The following is a 26,260-nucleotide window of genomic DNA, read 5'->3' on the forward strand; positions in this document are numbered from 1 at the left end:
AGACGGACTGGAACAGGTCGCGGGCGCGGGTGTGGGCGTCGATCGCCTCCTCCACCCGGCCCGCCACCCGCAGGGCGCTGCCGAGGTTGTTCCACGTCATGGCCTCGCGGTGGCGGTCCCCGACGGACTGGAACAGGTCGCGGGCGCGGGTGTGGGCGTCGATCGCCTCCTCCACCCGGCCCGCCACCCGCAGGGCGCTGCCGAGGTTGTTCCACGCCATGGCCTCGCGGTGGCGGTCCCCGACGGACTGGAACAGGTCGCGGGCGCGGGTGAGGGCGTCGATCGCCTCCTCCACCCGACCCGCCCTCCGCAGGACGAGGCCGAGGTTGTTCCACGCCCCGGCCTCGCGGTGGCGGTCCCCGACGGACTGGAACAGGTCGCGGGCGCGGATGTGGGCGTCGATCGCCTCCTCCACCCGACCCGTCTCCCCCAGGGCGACGCCGAGGCTGTTCCACGCGGCGGTCTCGCCGTGGCGGTCCCCGGCGCGATGTGCGGCCTCCTGAGCGGCACGGCTGACCGTGATCAAGTCGTCGAAGTACCGCCGCCAGTCGAGATACGTCCACAGACGCAGCGCCAGCCGCACCGCCGTGCCCGCGTACCGCTCCTCCCGCGCCCACAACGCCGCCGCCACCAGCCCCGCCCGCTCCGAGTCCAGCCACGCCAACGCCTGCCCCCGGTCAACGAACCGCTCCGGCTCCACCATCCCCGGCAACCACCGCAACCGGTCATCAGCCGCAGTCGCCCACCGGTCATAGAACCCCAGCACCCGCTCCCGCGCCGCCTCCCCCTCCTCCCGCAATCCCGGATCCCCGGCCACGACACCCGCCCCGAACACCCGCACCAGGTCATGCATCCGCCACCACCCCCGCCCACTCCCCCGCTCCACGAGGTGGGCCCGTGCCAGTGCCCTCAGCTCCCGCACAGGCGACGCCTCGGCACCGACCAGCGCGGCGATCACCTCCTCGCTCGCCTCCGGCCCCGGCGCGAGGGCCAGGAGCCGCAGCAGCCGGGCCTGCTCGGGCGGCAGCCGGCGGTACGACAGTTCGAACGCGGCGCGGACGCTGCGCTCGCCGTCGTAGAGGTCGTCGAGGCGGTCGTGGGACTCCGCCAGTTCCGCCACCAGCTCGGTCACCGGCTTGTCCGGGTCCTCCGCCAGCAGCGCGGCGGCGATCTGGAGGGCGAGCGGCAGGTGTCCGCAGAGGCCCGCCAGTCGCTCGGCGGCGTCGGGGGCGTCGGCGATGCGGGTGTCGTCCGGGTCGGCGATGCGCAGGGCGCGGTCGAGCAGCCCGTACGCCTCCGCCGGGGTCAGCTCGTCCAAGGCCACGAGGCGTGCCCCCAGCTGTGGCAGCCGGTCGCGTGAGGTGACGAGGACGCGGTGCCGGGTGTCGCCGGGGAGCAGGGGCCGTACCTGTTCCGGGGACGAGGCGTTGTCCGCGAGGATCAGCACCGGCCCGCGCTCGCGCGCCCGTTCGGCCAGCACCGACCGGTACAGCACCCCCCGCTCGTCCGCCGTGGCCGGAAGGTCCTCGGGCCGCACCCCTAGCGCCCGCAGCAGGGTCTGGAGGCCCCGGTCGGCGGTCACCGGCTCGGCGTCGTACCCGTGCAGGTCGACGAAGAGAACCCCGCCCGGGAACCACCCCCGCGCACACGCCGCATACGCGGTCTCCACGGCCAGCGCGGTCTTGCCGATGCCGCCGAGCCCGGAGACGGCGGCGACCAGCACGGCCGCCGGGCTCGGGGCCGCCGGATCCAGCGCCGCGAGCAGGGCGTCGGTCTCCGCGACGCGCCCGGTGAAGCCGCCCGGCCGGGGCGGCAGCCCGGCGAGGGCCTCCGGCGTGGCGGCGCCGCCCGACTGGATGACGATCTGCACGCCGACGGCCTCCCGCAGGAAGACACCGCCGCGGAAGTCGGTGTGGTCACCGCGGTACCAGGTCGCCGTGCTGCCCGGCGCGTGCTCCTCCATGGCCCGCGCCATGGCCCCGGCGACGCCGGGCTCGCCGCCCAGCAGCCCGGCGAGCCGTTCCCCCCACGCCCGTACGGCGTCCCACCGCGCCGGGTCCTCCGCCGCCCGGGCCAGCTCCCGGACCGGAGCCCCGGCATCCAGGCCGACCGCCCGCGCCAGCTCCTCCACCGCCTTGCGCCCGGCATCCCCGCCCGCGCCCTCGGCCAGTGCCGCAAGCAACGCCGCTCTCATGCTTCCCTGCTCCCCCACCGCGTCCCGGTCGTGGGTCAACGGTACGGCGTCACGGGCCGGTCAGAGGCGGTCTCGCCGGCTTGGTGTACAGCACCACCTGCGCCCCGAGCCCCACCACCACGAGCGCTTCCACCACCGACAGGGCGAGGAGCAGCGCACCGGCGTCCCCGCTCGCCCAGAACACGGCGAGCGCGGCGATCGGTACGACGCAGAAGGCGACCAGGTCCACGACGCATTGGATCGCCTTGCGGGACCTGCGGCGCGCGTCGCGCCGGTGGTACGCCTCCCAGCCGAAGGTCGAGAAGTCCGCGCCGCCACCACCGGCCGCGGCGGCCTGGGCCGCCAGCCGGGGCCCCAGCTCGTCCCGCACGTACAGCCCGATCGCGGAGATCTTCTCGTCGTTGACCAGGTACGTCCACCCGAGGACGACACACACCGGCGGCAGCGCCAGCAGCATCGCCGGCTGCTTGGCCTGCGCCGCGGCGGCGATGACGGCGGCGACCACGGCCAGCGTGACGTACAGCAGGTTGTCGCGGAACCCGATCCGCGCCTTCTGCTCGTCCTTCACGCTCTGGTACTCGGCGAGCAGCAACTGCCCCACGCTGACGTCGTGTTCGGCCACGGTGATCGTCCCCCTCCCCCATCGGCTTGGCAGTACCTTAGGCAGATGCCCGAGCCGCAGCACACCGCCACCGCCGTCGTCCTCACCGCGCTGCCGGTGGAGTACGACGCCGTGGCCGCCCACCTGACGGACCCCGAGGAAGACGTGCACCGCAACGGGACCCGCGTGGAGATCGGCCGGCTCGGCGGCACGGCCTGGCGGGTGGCGGTCGCGGAGCTCGGCGAGGGCGCCCTGAACACGGCGACACTCGCGACGCAGCTCGTGGAATGGCTGCGCCCGGAAGTGCTGCTCTTCGTCGGAGTCGCGGGCGGGCTGAAGGCAGACCTGGAAATCGGGGACGTCGTCGTCGGGACGAAGGTGTACGCCTTCCAGGGCGGCAAGCAGACCCCGGAGGGCTTCCACGCTCGCCCCGAGGTCTGGCACGGCTCCCACCGCCTGGTGCAGACGGCGCGCTCGGCGCTGCGGGAGCTGAAGGACATCCGGGGTCACCGCAAACCGATCGCGGCCGGGGACGTGGTCCTGGCCGACGACAGATCGGCGCTGGCCGACTTCATCCGCCGTACCTACAACGACGCGTACGCCATCGAGATGGAAGGCTCCGGCGCGGCCCATGCCGCCCTGGTCAACGGCTCGTTGGACGCGCTCGTCATCCGCGGCATCAGCGACCACGCCGACCCCGGGAAGGCCGCGGCGGACGCCTCGGGCTCACAGGAACTGGCCGCCGCGCAGGCGGCGCGGGTGGCCGTCGCCGTCCTGCGCAAGCAACGGCCGAGGGGCGCGGGCGGCGACTCCGAGGAGGGCCCCCAAGCGGGCGGCGCCCACTACGGAGGCGACCACATCGACTTCCGGGGCGGGGTCTTCCTCGGACCGGTCACCGGGAAGGGCGGGGAACAGCGGTAGGGGTACCGGTCACGGCCCGGTCCCGCGGGCGACGGCCACGCTGCCGCCCCGCCCACCGGGCTTCACCGGCCGTACGGCGGAACTGGACCGCCTCCTCCCCCGCCTGGCGCCGGACTCCGCCGACTCCGCCGTCCTGATCTCCGCCGTCACCGGCATGGGCGGCATCGGCAAGACGGCCCTGGCGGTGGAGGCGGCGCACCGGGCGTGCGGGCAGGGCTGGTTCCCCGGCGGCACGCTCTTCGTCGACCTGCGCGGATACGACGACGATCCGGTCACGGCCGACCAGGCGGTCCTGGCGCTGCTGGACGCGCTCGGCGTACGGGACCGGGACCTGCCGCCGACGGCGGAGCGGCAGTACGACGCGTACCGCGCGCTGCTCGCCGGCCGGCGGGACCGGACGCTGCTGATCCTGGACAACGCGTCGGCCCCGTCCCAGTACCTGCCGCTGCTGCCCGGCACGGACCACCACCGGGTGCTGATCACGTCCCGTGACCGGCCCGACTCCCTCGCGGTGCGGCTCATCGACCTGGAGACACTCGCACCGGACGACTCCGTGGCCCTGGTGACGCGGGCCCTGTACGACACCGACGAACGCGACGACCGCCCGGCGCGCGAGCCGGACGCCCTGCGCGAACTGGCCGACCTCTGCGGTCACCTGCCCCTGGCCCTGCACATCGCCGCGGGCATGCTGCGCCGGCGACGGCACCGGGACATCGCTTCCCTGGTGACCGACATCCGGGAGGCCGGGGACGCGGCGGCCTTCCTCGACGGCGGCAGCCCCGGAACGGACCTGTACGGGCGGTCGCTCGCGCTGCGCCCCGTGCTGGAGACCTCGTACCGCCGGCTGCCGGCCGAGCAGGCCCGGCTGCTGCGGCTGCTGTGCCTGGCGCCGGGGGCGGAGACGGGGACGGAGGCGATCGCGGCACTGGCCGACCTCGACGTGAAGTCTGCGGTGGCGCTGCTGGAGGAGCTGGCCGCGTCGTATCTCGTCACGGTGGTGCGGGGTGGCAACGGGGCGGCTGCCGCTGTGCGGTGGCGGGTGCATGACCTGGTGCGGGTGTTCGGGGCGGGTGTCGGGGCGGGGAATGCCGGGTTGCGGGAGGAGGGGGAAGCGGCGCGGGAGCGGGTGCTGGGGTTCTATTACCGGTGGGCGGATGCGGCCGATGACCGGTTGGCGTGGTTGCCGGGGATGGTGGAGCCGGAGCGGTTCGTGGACCGGGGGCAGGCGTTGGCGTGGCTGGACTCGGAGCGGGCGGGGCTGGTGGCGGCGGCGTTGTGGGCGCGGGAGGAGCGGTACGCGGACACGGCGGTGAGGCTGGCGCTGTGCCTGTGGACGTATCTCCACTGGAGGCGGTACTTCGACGACTTGATCACGGTCAGCCGTGCCGCTCAGGAGGCCGCACACCGCGCCGGGAACCGCCACGACGAGGCCATGGCGTGGAACAACCTCGGCCTCGCCCTGCGGGAGGCGGGCCGGGTGGAGGAGGCGATCGACGCCCACACCCGTGACCTCGCCGTGTGTCAGGCCGCCGGGGACCGCCGCAACGAGGCCATGGCGTGGAACAACCTCGGCCTCGCCCTGCGGAAGGCGGGCCGGGCGGAGGAGGCGATCGACGCCCATACTCGCGACCTCGACCTGTCCCAGGCCGCCGGGGACCGCCACGGCGAGGCCAGGGCGTGGAACAACCTCGGCATCGCCCTGGCGGAGGCGGGCCGGGCGGTGGAGGCGCTCGACGCCCACACACGCGCCCTCGACCTGTCCCAGGCCGCCGGGGACCGCCACGGCGAGGCCAGGGCGTGGAACAACCTCGGCGTCGCCCTGGAGGAGGCGGGCCAGGTGGAGGAGGCGATCGAGGCGCACGGCAAGGCCCTGGAGATATTCCGGGAGTTCGAGGACTGGTACGGGGCGGGCCAGACCCTCGCAAATCTGGCCCTCGCCCACGAGGACGCCGACCGCCCCGCCGACGCCCGCGCTTACTGGCTCCAGGCCGCCGACGCCTACACCCGCGCCAACGCCCCCACCGAAGCCGCCGACGCCCGCGCCCAAGCCGCCGCACTACCGGAATAGCGCCCCCCCTACCCCCCATACCCCCGAGCCCCCCGCCAAGGCACCACCGCCCACATCCGCGTCCCACCCCCGGGCTCCCGAGCCTCCCCGAACCCCCACTCCCCCTCGCAGGCCCGCACCACGCACCCGAGCACCCGCAGCGCCGCCCGCCGCCGGGCATCGCAGGCCGCCGCCAGCCGGGGATGCGCATGCCGCGCATGCCCGTCGTAGAAGATCACCCGTACCTCCCCGTCCCGGTACCGCAGGGACACGTACACCTCACCGTCGGGCGTGAACCGGTAAGCACATGCGGCGAGTTCGCCGACCACCTGCACCACCGCGTCCGTCACGTCGGCCAGCCCGTGCGTCTGGAGCGCGACCCGCGTGACCGCACGGGCGATGCGGGGACTGGCCGGACCAGGGGGCAACGTGAAGCTGTAGGCGAGTGCGTCGGGAGACGGTGGCGGCGCCTGCCGATCGTCGCCGGACAGGGGGCAGGCCGAGACGGTGACCGATGCGGACACGGGCGACTCCTTCGTGAGGTGAGGTGTGGTGTGTGACGCGATCCGATGAGCCGGCGACTCGACCGACGCCGGTGGCCCGTCTCCCCGGCGCGGGCCCGCCCCTCCCGGGGAAGGAGGACGCGGGCAGGCTCGCGCGATGCACTTCCGGCGGCGCCGGTCGGTAAGCGGCTCATCACCGACTGTAGAGAAAAGTAGGGAACGTGTGCCACATACTCTCCTCAATTGCCTCCAACGGGTTGGACCGAAGGCCCCTGCGCGGTGCAGACTGGCCCCGATTCGCCGGGGAGAAAGGGCAGCGATGCCGACAAGGCCCGCACCGACGGAACGTCAGAAGCGGCTGGGCGCCGAGCTGCGCAGGATGCGGCTTGCGGCGGGGCGGAACACGGAGTACGCCGCCGGACTGCTGGGACTGGACCGCACGAAGGTGTCCAACATGGAAGCGGGGGTCCGCGCCATCTCGCCGGACCGCATTCGGATACTCGCCAGCAACTACGAGTGCTCGGACGAGGCGTACATCGATGCTCTGGTCGCAATGGCCGACCCCCGCCCGCGGGGATGGTGGCACCAGTTCAGGGGTGCGCTGCCGCAAGGGCTGCTGGACGTCGCGGAGCTGGAGTGGTTCGCCACGCGGCTGCGCAGCTATCAGACCGTGCACGTCCCAGGGCTCCTGCAAATCGGCGAGTACGCCCGCGCCATCTTCGCCGCCGCGCTCCCGGCCCTGCCGCCCTCGGAGGTCGAACTCCGCGTCGTTCAGCGACTGCGTCGGCAGCAGGTGCTCGACCGCGAGCAGCCGTCCCCTGTGGACTACGTCGCGTACGTGCACGAGTGGGCCCTGCGCATGCAGTTCGGGGGTCGCCGCACCATGCGGGAGCAGCTCTTCCACCTGTGCGAGGTGTCCGAGCGGCCCCACGTCGAGCTACGGGTCCTCCCCGTCGAGGCAGGGGCGTTCCCGGGCGCGGGACATGCCGTGCTCTACGCGCACGGCGCCGTTCCCCAACTGGACACCGTGCAGCTGGATTCCGCGCACGGCGGCGAGTTCACGTACGCCGAGGCCCAACTGGACAAGTACCGGGCCCATCTGGACTGGTGGCACGCGCATACGCTGAGCCCCAAGGACTCGCGGGAACTGATCCACTCGATCGCCCGCCGACTCTGACCGGAGAGGAGACGTCATGGCCGACATCACCTGGGAAGAGCCCTTCTGCGCCGAGGGCAACAACTGCTTCCGCATAGGCACCGACCCCACCGGCAACGCCTACATCGCCATCGCCGGACAGGAAGACCACCCCCTCGTCGACTCCCACGAAGCCCTCCGCGCACTCATCCGCGCCGTGAAGGCCGGAGAGGTCGACCACCTCCTCTAGGGAAGCGGCGGGGGCACGGTCCCCTTGACCTGACCAGACCGGCGCTCCTACGTTCACACGGCAGTCATCTCCACGCCACAACGACGTGCGCCGCCTGGAGGTCATGCCCGTGCGCCCCACCGCAGCCACTCTCCTCCTCCCCGTCCTCCTCGCCGCCACCGCTCTCACCGCCTGCGGCGGCGGCAGCGGCGGCGACCCGGACACCGTGAAGGTCTCCTTCAAGCAGTCGACGGACAATTCCATCCGCGTGATGGACGACTATCTGGCCGACATCAAAAGGCAGTTCGAGAAGAGCCACCCGGGCAAGAAGGTGGAGCTGGTCCCCATCAAGGCCCCGGACTCGGAGTACTACACCAAGGTCCAGCAGATGCTGCGTTCCCCGAAGACGGCCCCGGACCTGGTCTACGAGGACACCTTCCTCGTCAACAGCGACATCACCAGCGGGTACCTCAAACCCCTCGACGCCTACCTCGCCAAGTGGCCGGACTGGGACCAGTTCATCGACACGGCCAAGGCGGCGGCCCGCGGGGAGGACGGGAAGACGTACGGCGTCCCGGACGGCACCGACGCCCGCGGGCTCTGGTACGACAAGGGCGTCTTCGCCAAGGCCGGCATCCCCACCCCCTGGCAGCCGAAGACCTGGGACGACATCCTCGACGCGGCCCGGACGATCAAGGCCAAGGTGCCCGGCGTGACGCCCCTCAACGTCTACACCGGCAAGCCCGCCGGTGAGGCCGCCACCATGCAGGGCTTCCAGATGCTGCTGTACGGGACCGGCGACGGCACGACCGATCCGCTCTACGACGAGACGAGCAAGAAGTGGGTCACCGGCAGCGACGGCTTCAAGGACGCCCTCCGCTTCGTCCACACCGTCTACGACGAGAAGCTCGGCCCCGACGTCGCCACCGCCCTCGACCCCAACATCCAGACCATCGTCCGCGGCGATCTGCTGCCCAAGGGCAAGCTCGGCATCGCGCTCGACGGCTCCTGGCTCCCGCAGGACTGGCTGCCGGGCAGCGGGCACGAGTGGCCCCAGTGGTCGCAGAAGCTGGGGCTGGCCTACATGCCGACGCAGCACGGGCAGGCGCCCGGCAAGGTGAGCATGTCCGGCGGCTGGACCTGGGCGATCCCCGCGAAGGCCGGCAATCCCGATCTGGCCTTCGAGTTCATCAAGACGATGCAGACCAAGGCGAACGCCAAGAAGTGGTACGTCGCCAACTCCGGGATCGCGGTACGGAAGGACGTGGCGGCCGATCCGTCCTACGCCGGCGCGCAGCCCGGCATCGAGTTCTTCACCGGTCTCGTCGCCTTCACCCACTACCGGCCCGCCTACCCGGCGTACCCGAAGGTGTCCACGGCCGTCCAGGAGGCGATGGAGGGGGTCACCACCGGTGATCTGTCCGTCGAGGAGGCCGCCGCCGGATACGACGAGACGCTGCGGGAGGTCACCGACGACCGCGTGGTCCAGCGGTGACCCGGCGCACCCTGGCCCGCGCCCTTCCCCTCACCCCCGCCGTCGTCCTGCTGCTGCTCTTCCTCGCCGGGCCCATCGCCTACTGCGTCTACATCGCCTTCACCGACCTCCAGCTCACCGGCCAGGCGCACTCCTCCTTCGTCGGCCTGGACAACTTCCGTACCGCCTTCACCGACGAGGGGTTCCTCAACGCCGTATGGCTGACGCTCGTCTTCACCGTGCTGTCGTCGCTCATCGGGCAGAACACGCTCGGGCTGGCCCTCGCCTCGCTCATGCAGCGCGCGTCCAAACCGGTCCGTACGCTCACCGGCGGCATCGTCATCACCGCGTGGGTGCTGCCCGAGGTGGTCGCCGGTTTCCTCCTCTACGCCTTCTTCCGCCGGGAGGGCACCCTCAACGCCGTCCTCGACGCGCTCCATCTGCCGCGCCAGAACTGGCTGTTCACGCTGCCGATCCTCGCCGTGTCCTTCGCCAACGTCTGGCGCGGCACCGCCTTCTCGATGCTCGTCTACTCGGCCGCCCTCCAGGAGATACCGAAGGAGATCACCGAGGCGGCCGAGGTCGACGGGGCGGGCGGCTGGCGGCGGCTGTGGCACGTCACGCTGCCGATGATCCGGCGCTCCATCGGGACCAACCTGATGCTCAACACCCTCCAGACCCTGTCCGTCTTCGGGCTGATCTGGGTGATGACCCGGGGCGGGCCCGGGGACAAGAGCCAGACGCTGCCGCTGTTCATGTACGAGCAGGCGTTCCAGAACAGCATGATCGGCTACGGCACGGCGGTGGCGCTTCTGCTGCTGCTCGTCGGCGCGCTCTTCTCCGTCGTCTACCTGCGCCTGCTGCGGACGGAGGTGTGAGACGCCCATGACCCGCACCCGCACCCGCGTCACGCGCCCTGCGTCCCGCCGCGTCTCCCGCGGTACCTCCCGCCGTGTCGCCGCCGACATCTGCCTGCTGCTCGTCGCTGCGGCCTTCTGCCTCCCCCTCGCCTGGGTGGTGCTCTCGTCCGTCGATCCGCACGCCGACCTCACCGTGAAGGCCCCGGACGGTCTCACCTTCGGCAACTTCGACGCGATCCTCACCGAGGACGTCACCTTCCGGCCGCTGCTCAACAGCCTGGTCCTGTGCGGCGGCGGCACCGCCCTCACCGTCGTCTGCGCGGTGCTGGCGGCCTATCCGCTCTCACGGTTCCGGTCCCGGCTCAACCGGCCGTTCCTGCTGACGATCCTGTTCGCCACCGGCCTGCCGATCACCGCGGTCATGGTGCCGGTGTACGCGCTGTTCGTGCAGGTCGACCTGATCGACACCCTGCGGGGGACGGTGCTGTTCTTCGCCGCCTCCCAGCTTCCCTTCGCGATCTGGCTGATGAAGAACTTCATGGACGGGGTGCCGAAGGAGCTGGAGGAGGCGGCCTGGACCGACGGCGCGTCCACCCGGCAGTCCCTGCTGCGGATCGTGCTGCCGCTGATGGGGCCGGGCGTGGCGGTGGTGACCGTGTTCTCGTTCGTGATGATGTGGGGCAACTTCTTCGTCCCCTTCATGCTGCTGCTCACCCCGGACCGGATGCCCGCGTCGGTCGGCATCAACGAGTTCTTCGGCAACCGCGGCATGGTCGCCTACGGGCAGCTCGCCGCCTTCTCGGTCGTCTACTCGACGCCGGTGATCCTGCTGTACGTCCTGATCGCACGACGGCTGGGCGGCGGCTTCGCGCTGGGCGGGGCGGTGAAGGGGTGACCGGGACCGTACGCCTGTGCAAGCCACCGAGGCCGTACGCCTGCGCGAGCCACCGGAGCCGTACGCCTGCGCGAGCCACCAGGACCGTACGCCTGCGCGAGTGGCCGGAACCGTACCTTCCTACAATCCGTGATCCTGGCCGAACAGCCCGTAGTCACCCCGGCCCCGCGCCCCTACGGTGTGGCCGTGCACCAGCCCACCCCCCGGCCGGACCCGTCCGGTCCTCCGTTCAGCGCCCCCGCCGCCCGCCGGCTCCGCGCCGGCCTCGGCATGGGGCCCGAGCACGTCGCCCACGGCATGCGCGTCCTGTACGGGCTCCCGCACGTCACCCCCGGCCTCGTCGTCGCCTGGGAACGCGGGACCGCCCACCCGACCGGCCCCGAACTCACCGCCCTGGCCGGGGTGCTGTGGTGTTCGCCCGGCGACCTCATCGGCCGGCCCCGGACCCTGCGCGAGCACCGCGTCGCCCGCGGACTCGCGCCCCAGGACGTCGCCCGCGCGATCGGGATGGAGCCGCGCGCCTATCTGCGGGCGGAGGAGACGGACACCTGGCGGGGCACCGACCGCCAGACGGCCGCGCTGGCCGAGGCGCTCGGCCTCGCCCTGCCGGACCTCGTCGCCGTCACGGGCCGCGACGGCGAGCTCGCCGAGCTGCTGCGCAGCGCCGTGACCACCCGCTGGCAGGCGTACGTCCGCCCGGTCGCCAAGGTGGTGCCGCTGGACCGGCCGGTGCTGGAGGGCGTCCTGCGGCGGCTGCACCGGGACTACCAGGGCCGCATGGCCGCCACCCTCGGCTGGGGCGGCGGCAGCGGCGACTCCAGCGACTCCGGGCGCGCCTTCCTCGACCGGATCGCCGAGCACTTCTGGGCGGCGGCCGAGGGGCGGGCGGCCGAGACAGGGAACGCCGGGGGCTAGAAGACCGACTCGGCCTCGTCCATCCGGTTCTTCGGCACGGTCTTCAGCTCGGTGACCGCCTCCGCCAGCGGCACCATCACGATGTCGGTGCCGCGCAGCGCGGTCATCTTCCCGAACTCGCCGCGGTGCGCGGCCTCCACCGCGTGCCAGCCGAAGCGGGTGGCGAGCACCCGGTCGTACGCGGTCGGCGTGCCGCCGCGCTGGACGTGGCCGAGGATGACCGGCTTGGCCTCCTTGCCGAGCCGCTTCTCCAGCTCGTGCGCCAGCGCCGTGCCGATGCCCTGGAAGCGCTCGTGGCCGTACTGGTCGATCGCGCCCTTGCCGTAGTCCATGGTGCCGTCGGCGGGGTGGGCGCCCTCGGCGACGCAGATGACCGCGAACTTCTTGCCGCGGGCGAAGCGCTCCTCGACCATCTTCACCAGGTCGGCGGGGTCGAAGGGCCGCTCGGGCAGGCAGATGCCGTGCGCGCCGGCCGCCATGCCGGACTCCAGGGCGATCCAGCCCGCGTGGCGGCCCATGACCTCCACGACCATGACCCGCTGGTGGGACTCGGCGGTGGTCTTCAGGCGGTCCATCGCCTCCGTGGCGACGCCGACGGCGGTGTCGAAGCCGAAGGTGCGGTCGGTGGAGGAGATGTCGTTGTCGATGGTCTTCGGCACGCCGACCACCGGCAGACCCGCCTCCGACAGCATCCGGGCCGCCGTGAGCGTGCCCTCGCCGCCGATCGGGATGAGCGCGTCGATGCCGAAGTCGCGGGCGATGTCGGCGGCGTTCTCACACGCCTCGCGCAGCCGGTCGCGCTCCAGGCGGGAGGAGCCGAGGATGGTGCCGCCGCGGGCCAGGATGCCGCTGACCGCGTTCAGGTCGAGGGTGCGGTAGCGGCCGTCCAGCAGACCGGCGTAACCGTCCTCGAAACCGATGACCTCGTCGTCGTACTGGGCGACCGCTCGGTGCACGACCGACCGGATCACTGCGTTCAGGCCGGGGCAGTCGCCGCCTGCGGTGAGGACTCCGATACGCATCGTGCTCTGTCTCCTGCTCGCTGTTGACACCGGTGAGCCGGCTTCGATTCTTTCACGTCCCCCGGGACGGTGCCGATTACGCCTCGTCCACCCCGGTGTGCCCCTCTTCGCCCCCTCCCCTCCGCCACTGACAGGCGCCTTATCTGTCGGCAGAGGTATTGTCAAGAGGGTTCCGCTCACCTCGGTGGGCGATTTTTGTGCACGAAACGGTACCCGTCGGACAATGTCGTCTCGCAGGGTGTCCCTCAGACGAAACGGAGAGCACGCGTGACGCGCAGCGTGTACGTGACCGGTATCGACCGCGGCGACGGCCGCCAGGTCGTCGAACTGGGGGTCATGGAACTCCTCACCCGGCAGGTCGACCGGGTCGGCGTCTTCCGCCCCCTCGTCCACGACGGGCCCGACCGCCTCTTCGAGCTGCTGCGCGCCCGCTACCGGCTGTCGCAGGACCCGGCGACCGTGTACGGCATGGACTACCGGCAGGCGTCCGCCCTCCAGGCCGAACAGGGCACGGACGAGCTGGTGTCGGCGCTGGTGGACCGCTTCCACCTGGTCGCCCGCGACTACGACGTGGTGCTCGTCCTCGGCACCGACTTCGCCGGCACCCAGCTCCCCGACGAGCTGGCGCTCAACGCCCGGCTCGCCAACGAGTTCGGCGCCTCCGTGATCCCGGTGGTCGGCGGGCGCAAGCAGACCGCCGAGTCCGTCCTCGCCGAGACCCGCAACGCCTTCCGCGCCTACGACGGGCTGGGCTGCGACGTCCTGGCCATGGTCGCCAACCGGGTCGCCCGCGAGGACCGGGACGAGATCGCCGAGCGGCTCGTCTCCCGGCTGCCGGTGCCGTGCTGGGTGCTGCCCGACGAACCCGCGCTGTCCGCGCCGACGGTCGCCCAGATCGCCCACGCCCTGGAGGCCAAGGTGCTCCTCGGCGACGACTCCGGGCTCGCCCGCGACGCGCTCGACTTCGTCTTCGGCGGCGCGATGCTGCCGAACTTCCTGGGCGCGCTGACCCCCGGCTGCCTCGTCGTCACCCCGGGCGACCGCGCCGACCTGGTCGTCGGCTCGCTGGCCGCGCACAGCGCCGGCACCCCGCCGATAGCCGGTGTGCTGCTCACCCTGAACGAGGTGCCGGGCGACGACATCCTCACCCTGGCCGCCCGCCTCGCCCCCGGCACGCCGGTGCTGTCGGTGTCCGGCAACAGCTTCCCCACCGCCGCGCAGCTGTTCTCCCTGGAGGGCAAGCTGAACGCGGCCACCCCGCGCAAGGCGGAGACCGCGCTCGGCCTGTTCGAGCGCCACACCGACACCGCCGAGCTCGCCCGCCGGGTCTCCGCGCCCAGCAGCGGCCGGGTCACCCCGATGATGTTCGAGCACAAGCTGCTGGAGCAGGCCCGCTCCGACAGGCGCCGCGTGGTGCTGCCCGAGGGCACCGAGGAGCGCGTGCTGCACGCCGCCGAGGTGCTGCTGCGCCGGGGCGTGTGCGACCTGACCCTGCTCGGCCCCGTCGACCAGATCCGCAAGAAGGCCGCCGACCTCGGCATCGACCTCGGCGACTCCCAGCTGATCGACCCGGCCACCAGCGACCTGCGCGACGGCTTCGCCGAGAAGTACGCCGCCCTGCGCGCCCACAAGGGCGTCACCGTCGAGCTGGCCTACGACGTCGTCTCCGACGTGAACTACTTCGGCACCCTGATGGTGCAGGAGGGCCTGGCCGACGGCATGGTCTCGGGCTCCGTGCACTCCACGGCCGCCACCATCCGGCCCGCCTTCGAGATCATCAAGACCCGGCCGGACGCCTCGATCGTGTCGTCCGTGTTCTTCATGTGCCTGGCCGACAAGGTCCTGGTCTACGGCGACTGCGCCGTCAACCCCGACCCGAACGCCGAGCAGCTCGCCGACATCGCCGTCCAGTCCGCCACCACCGCCGCCCAGTTCGGCGTGGAGCCGCGGATCGCGATGCTGTCGTACTCCACCGGCACCTCCGGCTCCGGCGCGGACGTCGACAAGGTGCGCGAGGCGACGGAGATCGTCCGCGCGCGCCGGCCCGACCTGAAGATCGAGGGCCCGATCCAGTACGACGCGGCCGTCGAGCCGTCCGTCGCCGCGACCAAGCTGCCCGGCTCCGAGGTCGCCGGGCAGGCCACCGTGCTGATCTTCCCCGACCTCAACACCGGCAACAACACCTACAAGGCCGTGCAGCGCTCGGCCGGCGCCATCGCCGTCGGCCCGGTCCTGCAGGGCCTGCGCAAGCCGGTCAACGACCTGTCCCGCGGCGCCCTCGTCCAGGACATCGTCAACACCGTCGCCATCACGGCGATCCAGGCCCAGCAGGCCCCCGCCCAGCAGTCCCCCAGCGAGAAGGCAACCGCCCAGTGAGCTCCACCCACCCGTCTCCCGCCACCGCCCTGTCCGACGGGCTCCGCCCGGCCCTCCCTTCCCGGGTCCTCGTCCTCAACTCCGGCTCCTCGTCGGTGAAGTACCAGCTGCTCGACATGCGCGACGAGCGCCGGCTGGCGGTGGGCCTCGTCGAGCGGATCGGCGAGCAGACCTCCCGGCTCAAGCACACCCCGCTGCTCGGCGGCGGCGAGCCCCGGGAGCGCACCGGCCCGATCGCCGACCACAAGGCCGCCCTGGAGGCGGTCGCCGAGGAGCTGGCCGCCGACGGGCTGGGCCTGGACTCGCCCGAGCTGGCCGCCATCGGGCACCGGGTGGTGCACGGCGGGAAGCACTTCACCGAGCCGACCGTCGTCGACGACGCCGTCCTCGCCGAGATCGAGCGGCTCATCCCGGTCGCCCCGCTGCACAACCCGGCCAACCTCACCGGCATCCGCACCGCGCAGGCGCTCCGCCCGGACCTGCCGCAGGTCGCCGTCTTCGACACCGCCTTCCACACGACGATGCCGGAGTCGGCCGCCCGCTATGCCATCGACGTCGAGACCGCCGACGCGCACCGCATCCGCCGCTACGGCTTCCACGGCACCTCGCACGCCTACGTCTCCCGGGCCACGGCGAAGCTGCTCGGCAAGGACCCGTCCGAGGTCAACGTGATCGTGCTGCACCTGGGCAACGGCGCGTCCGCCTCCGCCGTGCGGGGCGGGAAGTGCGTGGACACCTCCATGGGGCTCACCCCCTTGGAGGGCCTGGTGATGGGTACGCGTTCCGGCGACATGGACCCGGCCGTCATCTTCCATTTGATGCGCGTTGGCGGAATGTCCGCCGACGAGATCGACACTCTCCTCAACAAGAAGAGCGGCCTGATCGGCCTGTGCGGGGACAACGACATGCGGGAGATCCGCCGCCGTATCGACGAGGGTGACGAACAGGCGCGGCTCGCCTTCGACATCTACATTCACCGTCTGAAGAAGTACATCGGCGCCTATTACGCCGTGCTCGGACGGGTGGACGCGGTCGCCTTCACGGCCGGGGTCGGCGAGAACGCCGCGCCGGTGCGGGAGGCCGCCGTGGCGGGCCTGGAGGAGCTGGGCCTGGCGGTCGACGGCGAGCTGAACGCCGCGCGCGGCGACGGGCCGCGGCTGATCTCGCCCGAGTACGCCCGGGTGGCGGTCGCCGTGGTGCCGACCGACGAGGAATTGGAGATCGCGACGCAGACCTACGCGCTGGTCGGAAAGAACAGCTGAGGGAGGCAGAGGAATTCACGGGTGAGCACCCACGCGCCCATTTGTATCTTCCGCCAGACGGAATATTCCGCAGCGAAACAAACCGATAGGATCGCTCCATGCGCCGTTCGAAAATCGTCTGTACTCTCGGCCCCGCGGTCGACTCCCACGAACAGCTCGTCGCGCTGATCGAGGCGGGCATGAATGTGGCCCGCTTCAACTTCAGCCACGGCTCCCACGCCGAGCACCAGGGGCGGTACGACCGCCTCCGGGCCGCCGCCAAGGAAGCGGGCCGGCCCGTCGGTGTCCTCGCCGACCTCCAGGGCCCCAAGATCCGGCTGGAGACCTTCGCCGAGGGCCCGGTGGAGCTGGTGCGCGGTGACGAGTTCACCATCACCACCGAGGACGTGCCGGGTGACAAGACGATCTGCGGCACCACCTACAAGGGCCTGCCCGGCGACGTGGCCAAGGGCGACCAGATCCTCATCAACGACGGCAACGTCGAGCTGAAGGTCACCGAGGTCGTCGGCCACCAGGTGAAGACGATCGTCATCGAGGGCGGCGTCATCTCCGACCACAAGGGCATCAACCTGCCCGGCGCGGCCGTCAACGTCCCCGCCCTGTCCGACAAGGACGTCGAGGACCTCCGCTTCGCGCTGCGCATGGGCTGCGACCTGGTCGCCCTGTCCTTCGTCCGCGACGCCAAGGACATCCAGGACGTGCACCGCGTCATGGACGAGGAGGGCCGCCGCGTCCCGGTCATCGCCAAGGTGGAGAAGCCGCAGGCGGTGGAGAACATGGAGGACGTCGTGCTGGCGTTCGACGGTGTCATGGTCGCCCGCGGCGACCTGGCCGTCGAGTACCCGCTCGAGAAGGTCCCCATGGTGCAGAAGCGCCTGATCGAGCTGTGCCGGCGCAACGCCAAGCCGGTGATCGTCGCGACCCAGATGATGGAGTCGATGATCACCAACTCGCGTCCGACCCGCGCCGAGGCCTCCGACGTGGCCAACGCGATCCTGGACGGCGCCGACGCGGTCATGCTGTCCGCCGAGTCCAGCGTGGGCGCGTACCCGATCGAGACCGTCAAGACGATGTCGAAGATCGTCACCGCGGCCGAGCAGGAGCTGCTCTCCAAGGGCCTCCAGCCGCTGGTCCCGGGCAAGAAGCCGCGCACGCAGGGCGGTTCGGTGGCCCGTGCCGCCTGCGAGATCGCCGACTTCCTCGGCGGCAGGGGCCTGGTGGCCTTCACCCAGTCCGGTGACACCGCCCGCCGCCTGTGCCGCTACCGCGCGGCCCAGCCGATCATCGCGTTCACCACCGACGAGTCCACCCGCAACCAGCTCACCCTCAGCTGGGGCGTGGAGCCGCACGTCGTGCCGTTCGTCAACAGCACCGACGAGATGGTCGACCTGGTGGACCAGGAGATGGTCAAGCTCGGCCGGTTCGGCGAGGGCGACATCGTCGTGATCACCGCCGGCTCGCCGCCCGGCGTCCCCGGCACCACCAACATGGTCCGCGTCCACCACCTGGGCGAGGGCACCCGCGGCAACTGACGTCCGCGGCCCGCGTACGGCACCGAGGGCGCCCCCTGCGATCGGCAGGGGGCGCCCTCGGCGTTGTGCGGCTCCCGAACGGGCTTACGAAGGTGCTCAGTCGGTGATGTACTGGTGCAGCCCCGGAATGGTCAGGGTGCCGCCGAACTGGCCGGCCTGGGTGACCTTGACGTCGGTGAAGTAGATCAGGGGGATGTTCAGCGGCGGCGGGTGCTCCGGGTCGAACGTGATCGGGATCAGGCCGAGCAGCTTCCCGGAGATGCTCTCCGTGTACATGATCGTCTTGCCGTCGCGGATGGTGGACGTGGAACCCTTGGCCGCCTGCACGTGGTAGGTCTTGCCGCTGCCCCGGTCCTTGACGATCTGGTGCAGGTCACCGATGTCGGTGCCGTCGGAGACGACGTACTTCAGCACCCTCTTGGTCGTGCCGTTCGCCGTCTTCACCTCGACGATGCCCTGGTAGTCGGCGCCCTTCAGCAGCAGCGAACTGGCCTCCAGGTACCAGGGGTCGTCGGGCACCAGGAGGGCGTTGTCGACGCCGCCCTCCGCGTCCGTGGCGATCGGGCAGTCCGCGGGGTCCGCGGAGGCGCTCGCCGACGGGCTGGGGCTGGGACTGGGCGAGGCGGTGGCCTCCCCGGTCGCCTCCCCCGCGGTTTCCCCGGTCTCCTCCGCAGCCTTCCCGCTCTCGCCCTTCTCGGCCGCCGTACCGGACGTGCCGGCGGACTTCTCCGCCTTCTTCTCCTCCGTCTCCTTCGCCGGGTCCTCGGCGGAGGCGGACGGGGACGGGACCGCGCTCCCGGACGCGGACGCCGAAGGGGTGGGCGTGGGGCCGGCGCTCTCCGGCGATCCGCCGCCGGTGAAGGCGTCCTCGATGGCGTCGCCGATGCCCTCCAGCAGGCCGCCGCCCTTCGGCTCCGGCGGCGGGGAGCCGGCCGCGGCGCCCGCACCGGCGGACGGCGCGCTCACGGACGAGGAGGGGGACGGGGAGGGCTCGGCCGCCCGCGCGCCCTGTCCCGCGGAACCGGTCCGCCCGCCTTCGGAGGCCGCGTCGTCGGAACCTGAATCCGGCGAAGGGGCCCTGTCCGGGGCGGAGCTTTCCGCGCTTTCCACGGGCGTGCCGTCCTCCGTGCCGCCGGAGGCCGAAGGCACCGCCTGCGCGCCCTTCTCCTCCTCGCCGGGCGAGGCGGAGGGCGTCGGTTTCGCCGTGCCGCCCTTCTCCAAGGCGGCCACACAGGCCTCGTACTCCTCGGCCGTCAGGCTGTTCGAAGCCGACGGCGAGGGGCTGTCAGCAAGGGCCAGCGTCGGCGTGAACCCCATCCCCATGAGGACCGCCGTGGGCATCGCCGCCAGGGCTATCGCCCGGCCGGCCGGCATGTGAAACCTGGTCAGAAGCGGCTTTCTGGGGGCTGCGTGGCGGGGCCCCGTTCTCTCCTGCGGCGGCACCCCCGTGCTGCTGTCGTCCCGGATCTCGTCAGCCGACACGGTGCCCCCCGTCGCGGTCCTCGGCCCGGGGGCCGTCCGGGCCGCTCCCTCCGGGGGCGTCCGTTCCGCCGGGTCCCGGGGCGCCCGCCGGCTGCGGTCCGCTCGCCGCCGGCTCCGGCCGGCCCGGCGCCCAGGAGACGGCGAGCGCGCCGCCGACCAGCGCCAGCAGGAAACCGACCAGGAAACCGCCGATGTTGGAGATCACCAGGGACACCAGGGCGAGGACGATCGCCGCGACGCCCGCGAAGACGCGTGTGGCCGCCTGGAACCACATCGTCAGCCCGAGCGTGATCAGCAGCACGCCGATGATCAGCGAACCGGCACCGGCCGTGGTCGACATGGTGATCGACATGGTGCCCAACTTGAGCGTGGCATACGGGAAGTAGGCGATCGGCACCCCGCCGAGCAGGGTGAACAGACCTGCCCAGAACGGCCGGCTGCCCCGCCAGTCACGGAACCGCAGTCGCAGCCGGGTGAGGTTCCCGGCGCTCTGGACCGGAGTTTCGGCACTCATGGAAAACAGCTCCCTGGGTCCGGTGGACGTACATACCGGCTCGGCCGCGTGGAGAAGCCGGAAGTCTGGGTGGGGGGAAGGCGGCGCCCACGGTACGAGGGCACCGGGCGGGGAGCGGGAGGAAAACCCGTTCCCCGCCCTGTGGGACGGCTCAGCCGCCCTGCGTCATCCCGGGTAGCACTCCATCTTGGGGTCCGTGCCGAGACGCATCTTCAGACCGCTGAGCTTGAAGCTGCCGGCCGTGGTCGCCCACGCCGTCTGCTTGACGTCGTAGAGGTCGGCCGATTCCGCCTGCTGGGCGAAGCCACCCGGCAGCACGCTCTTGTCCTTGACGGCAGGCCCCTTGGACTGGTCCTGGACCGCCACACCGATGTCGATGTTCTTGAACTCGGCGTCGGCGTCGAGCTGGGCGACGTCGATGTAGAGGTTCGTGGCCTCGACCTTGCGCTTCTCGTTCGGCCCCGCGTCCAGACGGAGGTAGATCGTCTTCCCGATGAGGGGGATCTCCGTCTTGACCGACTGGCACATCTTGGTGATCTGGGCGGACTTGAACGACGAGATCGCGACCGGACGCTGCGTCGTCTCATCGCCCTTGGTCGTGGTGTAGCCGGTGTCTATGCCGCCGTACTGCGCGAAACCCTCACCGTGCAGGTGACCGGCCGACACCTTGAACTGCTGGCCGGACACGGCGAACGACGCCGCGAGGGCACCCTGCGCCAGCCCGATGCCCACACACGCCGTGGCGGCCACGCTGGGCACCATCACCACCGCGAACCGCTTCCATCTGGTCCCGCCACGCACCTGGGACTCCATATTTCCTCCTTCTCGGACGTACATCTCCTGGCCCCGGTCGGCCCCCAGACGGCGGCTCGGCCGGGCAGGGATGGGAGAAGTGCTACGTCCTCGGGAAGGAGAGCGCCCGCGCTCGACGGCACGCACCACGCGCCCGAATCACCGGCGATCACCCCCGAGCGACAACCACTGGTCGCGCCTGACGCACATCACGCACAACCTTGCTGGACAGGCTTCGCCGGGTGAGCGAAGACCCCCCTGCCCAAGAGCCGGCGCCCACTGCCGCCGACCCTGCTCGGTGGGGACCCAGGAAGTCCCGCGACCCGATTGGCTGTCGGGTACGGGAATGGACCGAGCGTCGCCGATCGTTGTGCATTCTCGCCGCAGACACAAGGGGGTTCGTTACTCGCTAGTAACGGCCGGATAACCGATGTACGACACACAGGTCTCACCCGGCGACGCTCGGTGGCAGCTGACGACGAGACAAACCGCCTTGTTCCCGGACAGGATCCGGCAGATCACCACCACCGACTTACTGGCAGTAACAGCGGCCGCGATTGCCAAGATTTGGCAAAACGCGGCCGCACTGGCTCTCTGTCGCCCCACCGTCACCCAGGGGTCACGCGCCCGGGCGATCCGGGGGCGGGCCCGGAGGGGAAGGCTCGCCTCCCGCTCAGAACAGGGCGCGCGCGAGCGCCCTGCGCGCCGCGATCACCCGCGGGTCCTCGGCGCCGACGACCTCGAACAGCTCCAGCAGCCGCAGCCGTACGGCGTCCCGGTCGTCGCCCGCCGTGCGCCGCACCGTCTCGGTGAGACGCCCGAAGGCGTCCTCCACGTGCCCGCCCGCGAGGTCGAGGTCGGCGGCGGCCATCTGGGCCTGCGCGTCGTCCGGCTTCTCGGCGGCGTCCTTGCGGACCTGCTGCGGGTCGAGGTTCTGCACCCGCTGGAGCAACTCGGCCTGGGCGAGGCCCAGTTTGGCCTCGGTGTTGCCCGGGTCGTCGCTCAGCACGTTCTGGTACGCCCGGATGGCGCCGCCCAGGTCGCCCGCGTCCAGGGCCTGTACGGCGGCCTCCAGCGCGGCGTCGTGCGGGCCGGCGGGACGGGTGGGGGCGGCCGGGACGCCGCCCGGCTCGGCCTCCGGGTCGACGGTGAGACCGGTCAGGCCGAAGCGCTGCTCGGCGACCTGCACCAGCTGGTCCAGGGTCTGCCGGATCTGCGTCTCGCCGGCGGCACCCTGGAAGAGCGGCAGCGCCTGGCCGGCGACCACCGCGAAGACGGCCGGGATCCCCTGGACCCCGAACTGCTGCATCAGCAGCTGGTTGGCGTCGACGTCGATCTTGGCGAGGACGAAGCGCCCGTTGTACTCGACGGCGAGCCGCTCCAGCACCGGGCTGAGCTGCTTGCAGGGCTGGCACCACTCGGCCCAGAAGTCGATGACGACCGGGACCTCGGTGGACCGCTGCAGGACGTCGCGCTCGAAGCCCGCCTCGTCGACGTCGATGACGAGATCGGCCGGGGAGACGGCTCCGGTGCCGCCGCCCTGCCGGGCCGCTTGGGCGCGCGCCTGCTCCGCCTTCGCCTTGGCCTCCTGGGCCGCCTTCACCGCGGCGAGGTCGACGACTCCGCTCATGGACATGTTCCGTGGCTGCATGCGTCTATCCTCCCCCGTCCGGCCGCGTCTGTGAAAAACGATGTGACAGCGGGGCCCGTCGGACGGCCCCGCGGCGCCGGGTCCCCACCCCACGCCCGTGGTTGTCGCTCGCGTGCGCGCCCCGGACACGCCGGATGCGCCGCTCACCGCAGCTTTCGCTACGGGTCGTAGCGTAATACCGGCCGGGCCCCCGGGGACACCCTCCCCTGGTGATCTCCCTCACGACCCCGCGGGAGGCGCGGTTATGGTCGTGGGATGCAGTCCCGCTCCCCCACCGGCCGCGCCGGCCGTGCCGGGCGCCCGCGCAGTGCCGCGGCCGACGCCGCGATCCTGGCCGCGACCCGGGCGGCCCTGGTCGAACTGGGCTGGTCCAAGCTCACCCTGGGAGACGTCGCCGCCCGCGCCGGGGTTGCGAAGACCACGCTGTACCGGCGCTGGCCGGGCAAGAACGAACTGGTGGTCGACGCCGTCGCGGAACTCTTCGACGAGCTCCGTCTGCCCGACCGCGGCTCCCTCGCCGCCGACATCGAGGGCGTCGTCCTGCAGTTCGCGGCGATCCTGGAGCGCCCGGAGGCCCGCAGCGGGCTGATGGCGGTGGTGGCGGAGGCCACCCGCGACGACGCCCTGCGCGCCCGGATCCGCGCCCTCATCGTCGACCGGCAGAAACGCCTGGTCCGGGAGGGCCGGGCACGCGCCCAGCGGCGCGGGGAGCTCCCCGCGGAGACGGACGCGCGGCAGACCGCCCGCACCGTGGACCTGATCTTCGACATGGTGGCCGGCGCGGTGGTCCACCGCACTCTGGTGAGCGCGGAGCCGGCCGACGAGGAGTGGGCGCGCGGCTTCACCCGGGTCCTGCTGCACGGGCTGGCCCGCACCGGCGCGCGCGGCGGCCGGCGCTGACCGCGACCACCGCGCGCGGGCGACCGCCCGGCAGGTACGGCCGCCCGCCGCGCCGGAGGGGAGCACCCGTCCGCGCCCCCGCCCCGCCGCGCCGGGGGGAGCACCCGTCCGCGCCCCCGTACGTACGGCCGTCTAGAAGCCGGCCGGTTCCGTGTAGACGCCCCACTCCTCCCTGAGCGCCCCGCAGATCTCGCCCAGCGTCGCCTCCGCCCGTACGGCCCGGAGCATCGGCTCGATCATGTTGGCGCCGGAGCGCGCGGCGTCGATCATCCCGGCGAGGGCGGCGCGCACCGCCGCGTCGTCGCGGGCGGCCTTGCGCGCCCGCAGCACCCGCACCTGCTCCCGCTCCACCTCGTGGCTGACCCGCAGGATCTCCAGGTCCCCGGTGACGGACCCGGTGTGGACGTTGACGCCCACCACCTTCTTGTCGCCCTTCTCCAGGGCCTGCTGGTAGCGGAAGGCGGACTCGGCGATCTCGCCGGTGAACCAGCCGTCCTCGATGCCGCGCAGGATGCCGGAGGTCATCGGCCCGATCGGGTGCCGCCCGTCGGGGTGGGCCCTGAGGCCCCGCTCCTTGATCTGCTCGAAGATCTTCTCGGCGTCGGCCTCGATCCGGTCGGTGAGCTGCTCGACGTACCAGGAACCGCCCAGCGGGTCGGCGACGTTGGCGACGCCGGTCTCCTCCATCAGCACCTGCTGGGTGCGCAGCGCGATCTCGGCGGCCTGCTCGCTGGGCAGCGCGAGGGTCTCGTCCAGCGCGTTGGTGTGCAGGGAGTTGGTCCCGCCGAGCACGGCGGCCAGCGCCTCCACCGCGGTGCGCACCACGTTGTTGTACGGCTGCTGCGCGGTCAGCGAGACACCGGCGGTCTGCGTGTGGAACCGCAGCCACTGCGCCTTCTCGCTCTTCGCCCCGTACACGTCCCGCATCCACCGCGCCCAGATCCGCCGGGCCGCCCGGAACTTGGCGATCTCCTCGAAGAAGTCGACGTGCGCGTCGAAGAAGAAGGACAGCCCCGGCGCGAAGACGTCCACGTCGAGGCCGCGGCTGAGACCCAGCTCCACGTACCCGAAGCCGTCCGCGAGGGTGTACGCCAGCTCCTGCGCGGCCGTCGCCCCGGCCTCGCGGATGTGGTAGCCGGAGACGGACAGCGGCTTGTAGGCGGGGATGCCGGCCGCGCAGTACTCCATCAGGTCGCCGATCAGGCGCAGGTGCGGCTCGGGCTGGAAGAGCCACTCCTTCTGGGCGATGTACTCCTTGAAGATGTCGGTCTGGAGGGTGCCGTTGAGCACGGAGTGCGCGACGCCCTGCCGTTCGGCGGCGACCAGGTACATGCAGAAGACGGGCACGGCGGGCCCGCTGATCGTCATGGAGGTGGTGACGTCCCCGAGCGGGATGTCGCGGAACAGCACCTCCATGTCGGCCGCCGAGTCGATCGCGACGCCGCAGTGCCCGACCTCGCCCAGCGAGCGCGGGTCGTCGGAGTCGCGTCCCATCAGCGTCGGCATGTCGAACGCCACGGACAGGCCCCCGCCGCCCGCGGCGAGGATCATCTTGTACCGCTCGTTGGTCTGCTCGGCGTTCCCGAACCCGGCGAACTGCCGGATGGTCCACGTCCGCCCTCGGTACCCGGTCGGATACAGCCCGCGGGTGAAGGGGTACTCCCCCGGCCAGCCGATCCGCTCGAACCCCTCGTACCTGTCCCCGGGCCGCGGCCCGTACACCGGCTCCACGGGATCGCCGGAGAGCGTGGTGAAGTCGGCCTCGCGCTTGCGCGAGGCGTCGTAGCGGGCCTGCCAGCGGCGGCGGCCCTCCTCTATGGCGTCAGCGTCCATACCCACGAATTTACTAGGACGTCCTAGTAAATGTCGACGGCTGACCGCCGTACGGGTGTCCGTACGGCGGACCGGTTACGCCTTCGCGACCGCCGGGGCGGCGCCCTGCGCGGCCTTCGCCTCCAGCTCCCGGCTGATCTTCCGCTCCACGAAGAAGGCGGCCGTCGGGATGGTGCCGGCGATCAGCACCCACAGCTGCTTGCCGACCTTCCACTTGGCCTTGGCGCCCAGGTCGAAGGCGAAGACCAGGTAGACGACGTAGAGCCAGCCGTGCGCGATGGCGACGACACGGGTGAAGCCGTCGGCACCGTCCATCGTCAGCGCATACTTGGCGATCATGCCGAGGCACAGCAGGACCAGCAGGACACCGGTGACGTACGCCATGACCCGGTAGCGGGTCAGCACGCTCTTTTTCATGGGAACGAGCGTAACCGCCCGTTTCGCGCGATCTTCCGGCGGGGCGCGCGGCGCCCCGGACGGTCACTCCTCCGTGAAGTCCCCCGCCGCGACCCGCAGCGGCCGGAGCATCGCGAAGATCTCCGCGCACTCCTCCGCGTCGTACACGCCCAGGCCGAAGTCCATCGCCATCAGGTCGCGGGTGGCCGCCTCGACCACCTCGCGGCCCTTGTCGGTGATGGTGGCGAGGGTGCCGCGGCCGTCGTTGGGGTTGGGGCGCTTGGCGACCAGCCCCGACTTCACCAGCCGGTCGACGGTGTTCGTGACCGACGTGGGGTGCACCATCAGCCGCTCGCCGATCTTGGACATCGGCAGCTCGCCGGATTTCGAGAAGGTGAGCAGCACCAGCGCCTCGTACCGCGCGAACGTCAGCCCGTACGGCTTGACCACCGCGTCGACCTCGGCCAGCAGGATCTGGTGCGCGCGCATGATCGACGTGATCGCCGCCATGGACGGCACACTGCCCCAGCGCTGCTTCCAGAGTTCGTCGGCGCGGGCGATGGGGTCGAACGAGAGACTGAGGGGCTTCGGCACGTCTCCAGACCTTACCGGCCGGTCATATGCCGGGCAGCCCTGTCTCGCCCCTCGGGCCACGGCCGCCGTCCGGGCGCGGCGGGACGAGGGCGGCGAGGGCGCGGCAACAGCGGCAATACCGGGCACGGCGCG

At 71.9% G+C, this 26,260-nt stretch carries 23 protein-coding genes; 12 read left to right on the top strand and 11 right to left on the bottom strand.

The features are described from left to right. Together ABZ340_RS24005 and ABZ340_RS24010 are read right to left on the bottom strand one after the other, a co-directional pair. Positions 1-2,194: tetratricopeptide repeat protein (locus tag ABZ340_RS24005; protein ID WP_358783867.1), on the bottom strand; the 2,194-nt coding region annotated here is incomplete at its 3' end. 49 nt (positions 2,195-2,243) lie between these two features. After that, the gene (locus ABZ340_RS24010) at positions 2,244-2,816 is read right to left on the bottom strand and encodes a hypothetical protein (protein WP_358783868.1); all 573 of its coding nucleotides are present in this window, start codon (positions 2,814-2,816) and stop codon (positions 2,244-2,246) included. Between the two features lie 45 nt (positions 2,817-2,861). Here ABZ340_RS24010 and ABZ340_RS24015 point away from each other — a divergent pair, with 45 nt between their 5' ends. Both ABZ340_RS24015 and ABZ340_RS24020 read left to right on the top strand, forming a co-directional pair. After that, positions 2,862-3,716 (top strand): 5'-methylthioadenosine/S-adenosylhomocysteine nucleosidase, encoded by an 855-nt coding sequence (locus ABZ340_RS24015; protein ID WP_358783869.1) that lies wholly within the window; start codon positions 2,862-2,864, stop codon positions 3,714-3,716. Positions 3,717-3,819: 103 nt separating this feature from the next. Continuing rightward, positions 3,820-5,784 (top strand): tetratricopeptide repeat protein, encoded by a 1,965-nt coding sequence (locus ABZ340_RS24020; RefSeq protein ID WP_358783922.1) that lies wholly within the window; start codon positions 3,820-3,822, stop codon positions 5,782-5,784. A gap of 8 nt (positions 5,785-5,792) precedes the next feature. On the opposite strand, the gene ABZ340_RS24025 is transcribed toward ABZ340_RS24020, so the two are convergent. Further along, positions 5,793-6,287: an ATP-binding protein gene (locus ABZ340_RS24025; protein ID WP_358783870.1), complete on the bottom strand. Its 495-nt coding sequence runs from the start codon at positions 6,285-6,287 to the stop codon at positions 5,793-5,795. A 298-nt stretch (positions 6,288-6,585) separates the two neighbouring features. Here ABZ340_RS24025 and ABZ340_RS24030 point away from each other — a divergent pair, with 298 nt between their 5' ends. The 6 genes from ABZ340_RS24030 to ABZ340_RS24055 all read left to right on the top strand — a co-directional run bounded on the left by ABZ340_RS24030 (position 6,586) and on the right by ABZ340_RS24055 (position 11,774). After that, on the top strand, positions 6,586-7,443 hold the full coding sequence (locus ABZ340_RS24030; protein WP_358783871.1) for a helix-turn-helix transcriptional regulator: 858 nt from the start codon (positions 6,586-6,588) through the stop codon (positions 7,441-7,443). A gap of 16 nt (positions 7,444-7,459) precedes the next feature. Then, positions 7,460-7,651 carry a hypothetical protein gene (locus ABZ340_RS24035; RefSeq protein ID WP_358783872.1) on the top strand — a complete coding sequence of 64 codons (192 nt, stop codon included), beginning with the start codon at positions 7,460-7,462 and terminating at the stop codon, positions 7,649-7,651. Positions 7,652-7,754: 103 nt separating this feature from the next. Next, positions 7,755-9,125 (top strand): extracellular solute-binding protein, encoded by a 1,371-nt coding sequence (locus ABZ340_RS24040; RefSeq protein ID WP_358783873.1) that lies wholly within the window; start codon positions 7,755-7,757, stop codon positions 9,123-9,125. Further along, on the top strand, positions 9,122-9,982 hold the full coding sequence (locus tag ABZ340_RS24045; RefSeq protein ID WP_358783874.1) for a sugar ABC transporter permease: 861 nt from the start codon (positions 9,122-9,124) through the stop codon (positions 9,980-9,982). Before ABZ340_RS24040 ends, ABZ340_RS24045 begins: the two co-directional genes overlap by 4 nt. Before the next feature lie 7 nt (positions 9,983-9,989). Further along, positions 9,990-10,859: a carbohydrate ABC transporter permease gene (locus ABZ340_RS24050; RefSeq protein ID WP_358783875.1), complete on the top strand. Its 870-nt coding sequence runs from the start codon at positions 9,990-9,992 to the stop codon at positions 10,857-10,859. 186 nt (positions 10,860-11,045) lie between these two features. Next, positions 11,046-11,774 (top strand): helix-turn-helix transcriptional regulator, encoded by a 729-nt coding sequence (locus tag ABZ340_RS24055; protein WP_358783876.1) that lies wholly within the window; start codon positions 11,046-11,048, stop codon positions 11,772-11,774. Here the strand turns inward: ABZ340_RS24055 and ABZ340_RS24060 are convergent. Next, positions 11,771-12,796, bottom strand: a complete 1,026-nt coding sequence (locus ABZ340_RS24060) for an ATP-dependent 6-phosphofructokinase (protein WP_358783877.1) — start codon at positions 12,794-12,796, stop codon at positions 11,771-11,773. The two genes, ABZ340_RS24055 and ABZ340_RS24060, sit on opposite strands and share 4 nt — an antisense overlap. Positions 12,797-13,063: 267 nt before the next feature. Between ABZ340_RS24060 and pta the strand changes: the two genes are divergently transcribed. The 3 genes from pta to pyk all read left to right on the top strand — a co-directional run bounded on the left by pta (position 13,064) and on the right by pyk (position 17,966). Further along, positions 13,064-15,172, top strand: coding sequence for a phosphate acetyltransferase (pta, locus tag ABZ340_RS24065; RefSeq protein WP_358783878.1), 2,109 nt, complete (start codon positions 13,064-13,066; stop codon positions 15,170-15,172). Positions 15,173-15,201: 29 nt separating this feature from the next. Then, the gene (locus ABZ340_RS24070; protein ID WP_358783923.1) at positions 15,202-16,434 is read left to right on the top strand and encodes an acetate kinase; all 1,233 of its coding nucleotides are present in this window, start codon (positions 15,202-15,204) and stop codon (positions 16,432-16,434) included. 98 nt (positions 16,435-16,532) lie between these two features. Beyond that, a complete protein-coding gene (gene pyk, locus ABZ340_RS24075) occupies positions 16,533-17,966 on the top strand; it encodes a pyruvate kinase (protein WP_358783879.1) in 1,434 nt (477 codons plus the stop codon). Positions 17,967-18,062: 96 nt separating this feature from the next. Here the strand turns inward: pyk and ABZ340_RS24080 are convergent, their stop codons facing one another. The 4 genes from ABZ340_RS24080 to ABZ340_RS24095 all read right to left on the bottom strand — a co-directional run bounded on the left by ABZ340_RS24080 (position 18,063) and on the right by ABZ340_RS24095 (position 22,405). Then, positions 18,063-19,340, bottom strand: coding sequence for a hypothetical protein (locus tag ABZ340_RS24080; RefSeq protein ID WP_358783880.1), 1,278 nt, complete (start codon positions 19,338-19,340; stop codon positions 18,063-18,065). 97 nt (positions 19,341-19,437) lie between these two features. Continuing rightward, the gene (locus tag ABZ340_RS24085; protein WP_358783881.1) at positions 19,438-19,962 is read right to left on the bottom strand and encodes a DUF6114 domain-containing protein; all 525 of its coding nucleotides are present in this window, start codon (positions 19,960-19,962) and stop codon (positions 19,438-19,440) included. A 165-nt stretch (positions 19,963-20,127) separates the two neighbouring features. Beyond that, a complete protein-coding gene (locus tag ABZ340_RS24090) occupies positions 20,128-20,775 on the bottom strand; it encodes a DUF6230 family protein (protein WP_358783882.1) in 648 nt (215 codons plus the stop codon). A 652-nt stretch (positions 20,776-21,427) separates the two neighbouring features. Then, the gene (locus tag ABZ340_RS24095) at positions 21,428-22,405 is read right to left on the bottom strand and encodes a tetratricopeptide repeat protein (protein ID WP_358783883.1); all 978 of its coding nucleotides are present in this window, start codon (positions 22,403-22,405) and stop codon (positions 21,428-21,430) included. 255 nt (positions 22,406-22,660) lie between these two features. Here ABZ340_RS24095 and ABZ340_RS24100 point away from each other — a divergent pair, with 255 nt between their 5' ends. Continuing rightward, positions 22,661-23,305: a TetR/AcrR family transcriptional regulator gene (locus ABZ340_RS24100; protein ID WP_358783884.1), complete on the top strand. Its 645-nt coding sequence runs from the start codon at positions 22,661-22,663 to the stop codon at positions 23,303-23,305. Positions 23,306-23,437: 132 nt separating this feature from the next. On the opposite strand, the gene ABZ340_RS24105 is transcribed toward ABZ340_RS24100, so the two are convergent. From ABZ340_RS24105 to ABZ340_RS24115, 3 genes are all read right to left on the bottom strand, one after another. Further along, on the bottom strand, positions 23,438-25,138 hold the full coding sequence (locus tag ABZ340_RS24105) for a methylmalonyl-CoA mutase family protein (protein ID WP_358783885.1): 1,701 nt from the start codon (positions 25,136-25,138) through the stop codon (positions 23,438-23,440). 75 nt (positions 25,139-25,213) lie between these two features. Then, complete coding sequence (locus tag ABZ340_RS24110) at positions 25,214-25,555, bottom strand: DUF3817 domain-containing protein (RefSeq protein WP_358783886.1); 342 nt, start codon at positions 25,553-25,555, stop codon at positions 25,214-25,216. A 63-nt stretch (positions 25,556-25,618) separates the two neighbouring features. Then, entirely contained in the window at positions 25,619-26,128 is a 510-nt protein-coding gene (locus ABZ340_RS24115; RefSeq protein WP_358783887.1) for a MarR family transcriptional regulator, read from the bottom strand. Positions 26,129-26,260: the final 132 nt, after the last annotated feature.

Origin of the sequence: Streptomyces sp. NPDC006134 (assembly GCF_040628835.1) — a bacterium.
In the GTDB taxonomy this organism is placed as follows: Bacteria; Actinomycetota; Actinomycetes; order Streptomycetales; family Streptomycetaceae; genus Streptomyces.

Excerpts from the sequence above, each read along its gene's own strand:
- pyk (WP_358783879.1), top strand. The coding sequence starts at position 16,533 with ATGCGCCGTTCGAAAATCGTCTGTACTCTCGGCCCCGCGGTCGACTCC.
- ABZ340_RS24090 (WP_358783882.1), bottom strand. The coding sequence starts at position 20,775 with ATGGAGTCCCAGGTGCGTGGCGGGACCAGATGGAAGCGGTTCGCGGTG.
- ABZ340_RS24015 (WP_358783869.1), top strand. The coding sequence starts at position 2,862 with ATGCCCGAGCCGCAGCACACCGCCACCGCCGTCGTCCTCACCGCGCTG.
- ABZ340_RS24105 (WP_358783885.1), bottom strand. The coding sequence starts at position 25,138 with ATGGACGCTGACGCCATAGAGGAGGGCCGCCGCCGCTGGCAGGCCCGC.
- ABZ340_RS24040 (WP_358783873.1), top strand. The coding sequence starts at position 7,755 with ATGCCCGTGCGCCCCACCGCAGCCACTCTCCTCCTCCCCGTCCTCCTC.
- ABZ340_RS24060 (WP_358783877.1), bottom strand. The coding sequence starts at position 12,796 with ATGCGTATCGGAGTCCTCACCGCAGGCGGCGACTGCCCCGGCCTGAAC.
- ABZ340_RS24100 (WP_358783884.1), top strand. The coding sequence starts at position 22,661 with ATGCAGTCCCGCTCCCCCACCGGCCGCGCCGGCCGTGCCGGGCGCCCG.
- ABZ340_RS24095 (WP_358783883.1), bottom strand. The coding sequence starts at position 22,405 with ATGCAGCCACGGAACATGTCCATGAGCGGAGTCGTCGACCTCGCCGCG.
- ABZ340_RS24110 (WP_358783886.1), bottom strand. The coding sequence starts at position 25,555 with ATGAAAAAGAGCGTGCTGACCCGCTACCGGGTCATGGCGTACGTCACC.
- ABZ340_RS24030 (WP_358783871.1), top strand. The coding sequence starts at position 6,586 with ATGCCGACAAGGCCCGCACCGACGGAACGTCAGAAGCGGCTGGGCGCC.
- ABZ340_RS24080 (WP_358783880.1), bottom strand. The coding sequence starts at position 19,340 with ATGCCGGCCGGCCGGGCGATAGCCCTGGCGGCGATGCCCACGGCGGTC.
- ABZ340_RS24085 (WP_358783881.1), bottom strand. The coding sequence starts at position 19,962 with ATGAGTGCCGAAACTCCGGTCCAGAGCGCCGGGAACCTCACCCGGCTG.
- ABZ340_RS24035 (WP_358783872.1), top strand. The coding sequence starts at position 7,460 with ATGGCCGACATCACCTGGGAAGAGCCCTTCTGCGCCGAGGGCAACAAC.
- ABZ340_RS24050 (WP_358783875.1), top strand. The coding sequence starts at position 9,990 with ATGACCCGCACCCGCACCCGCGTCACGCGCCCTGCGTCCCGCCGCGTC.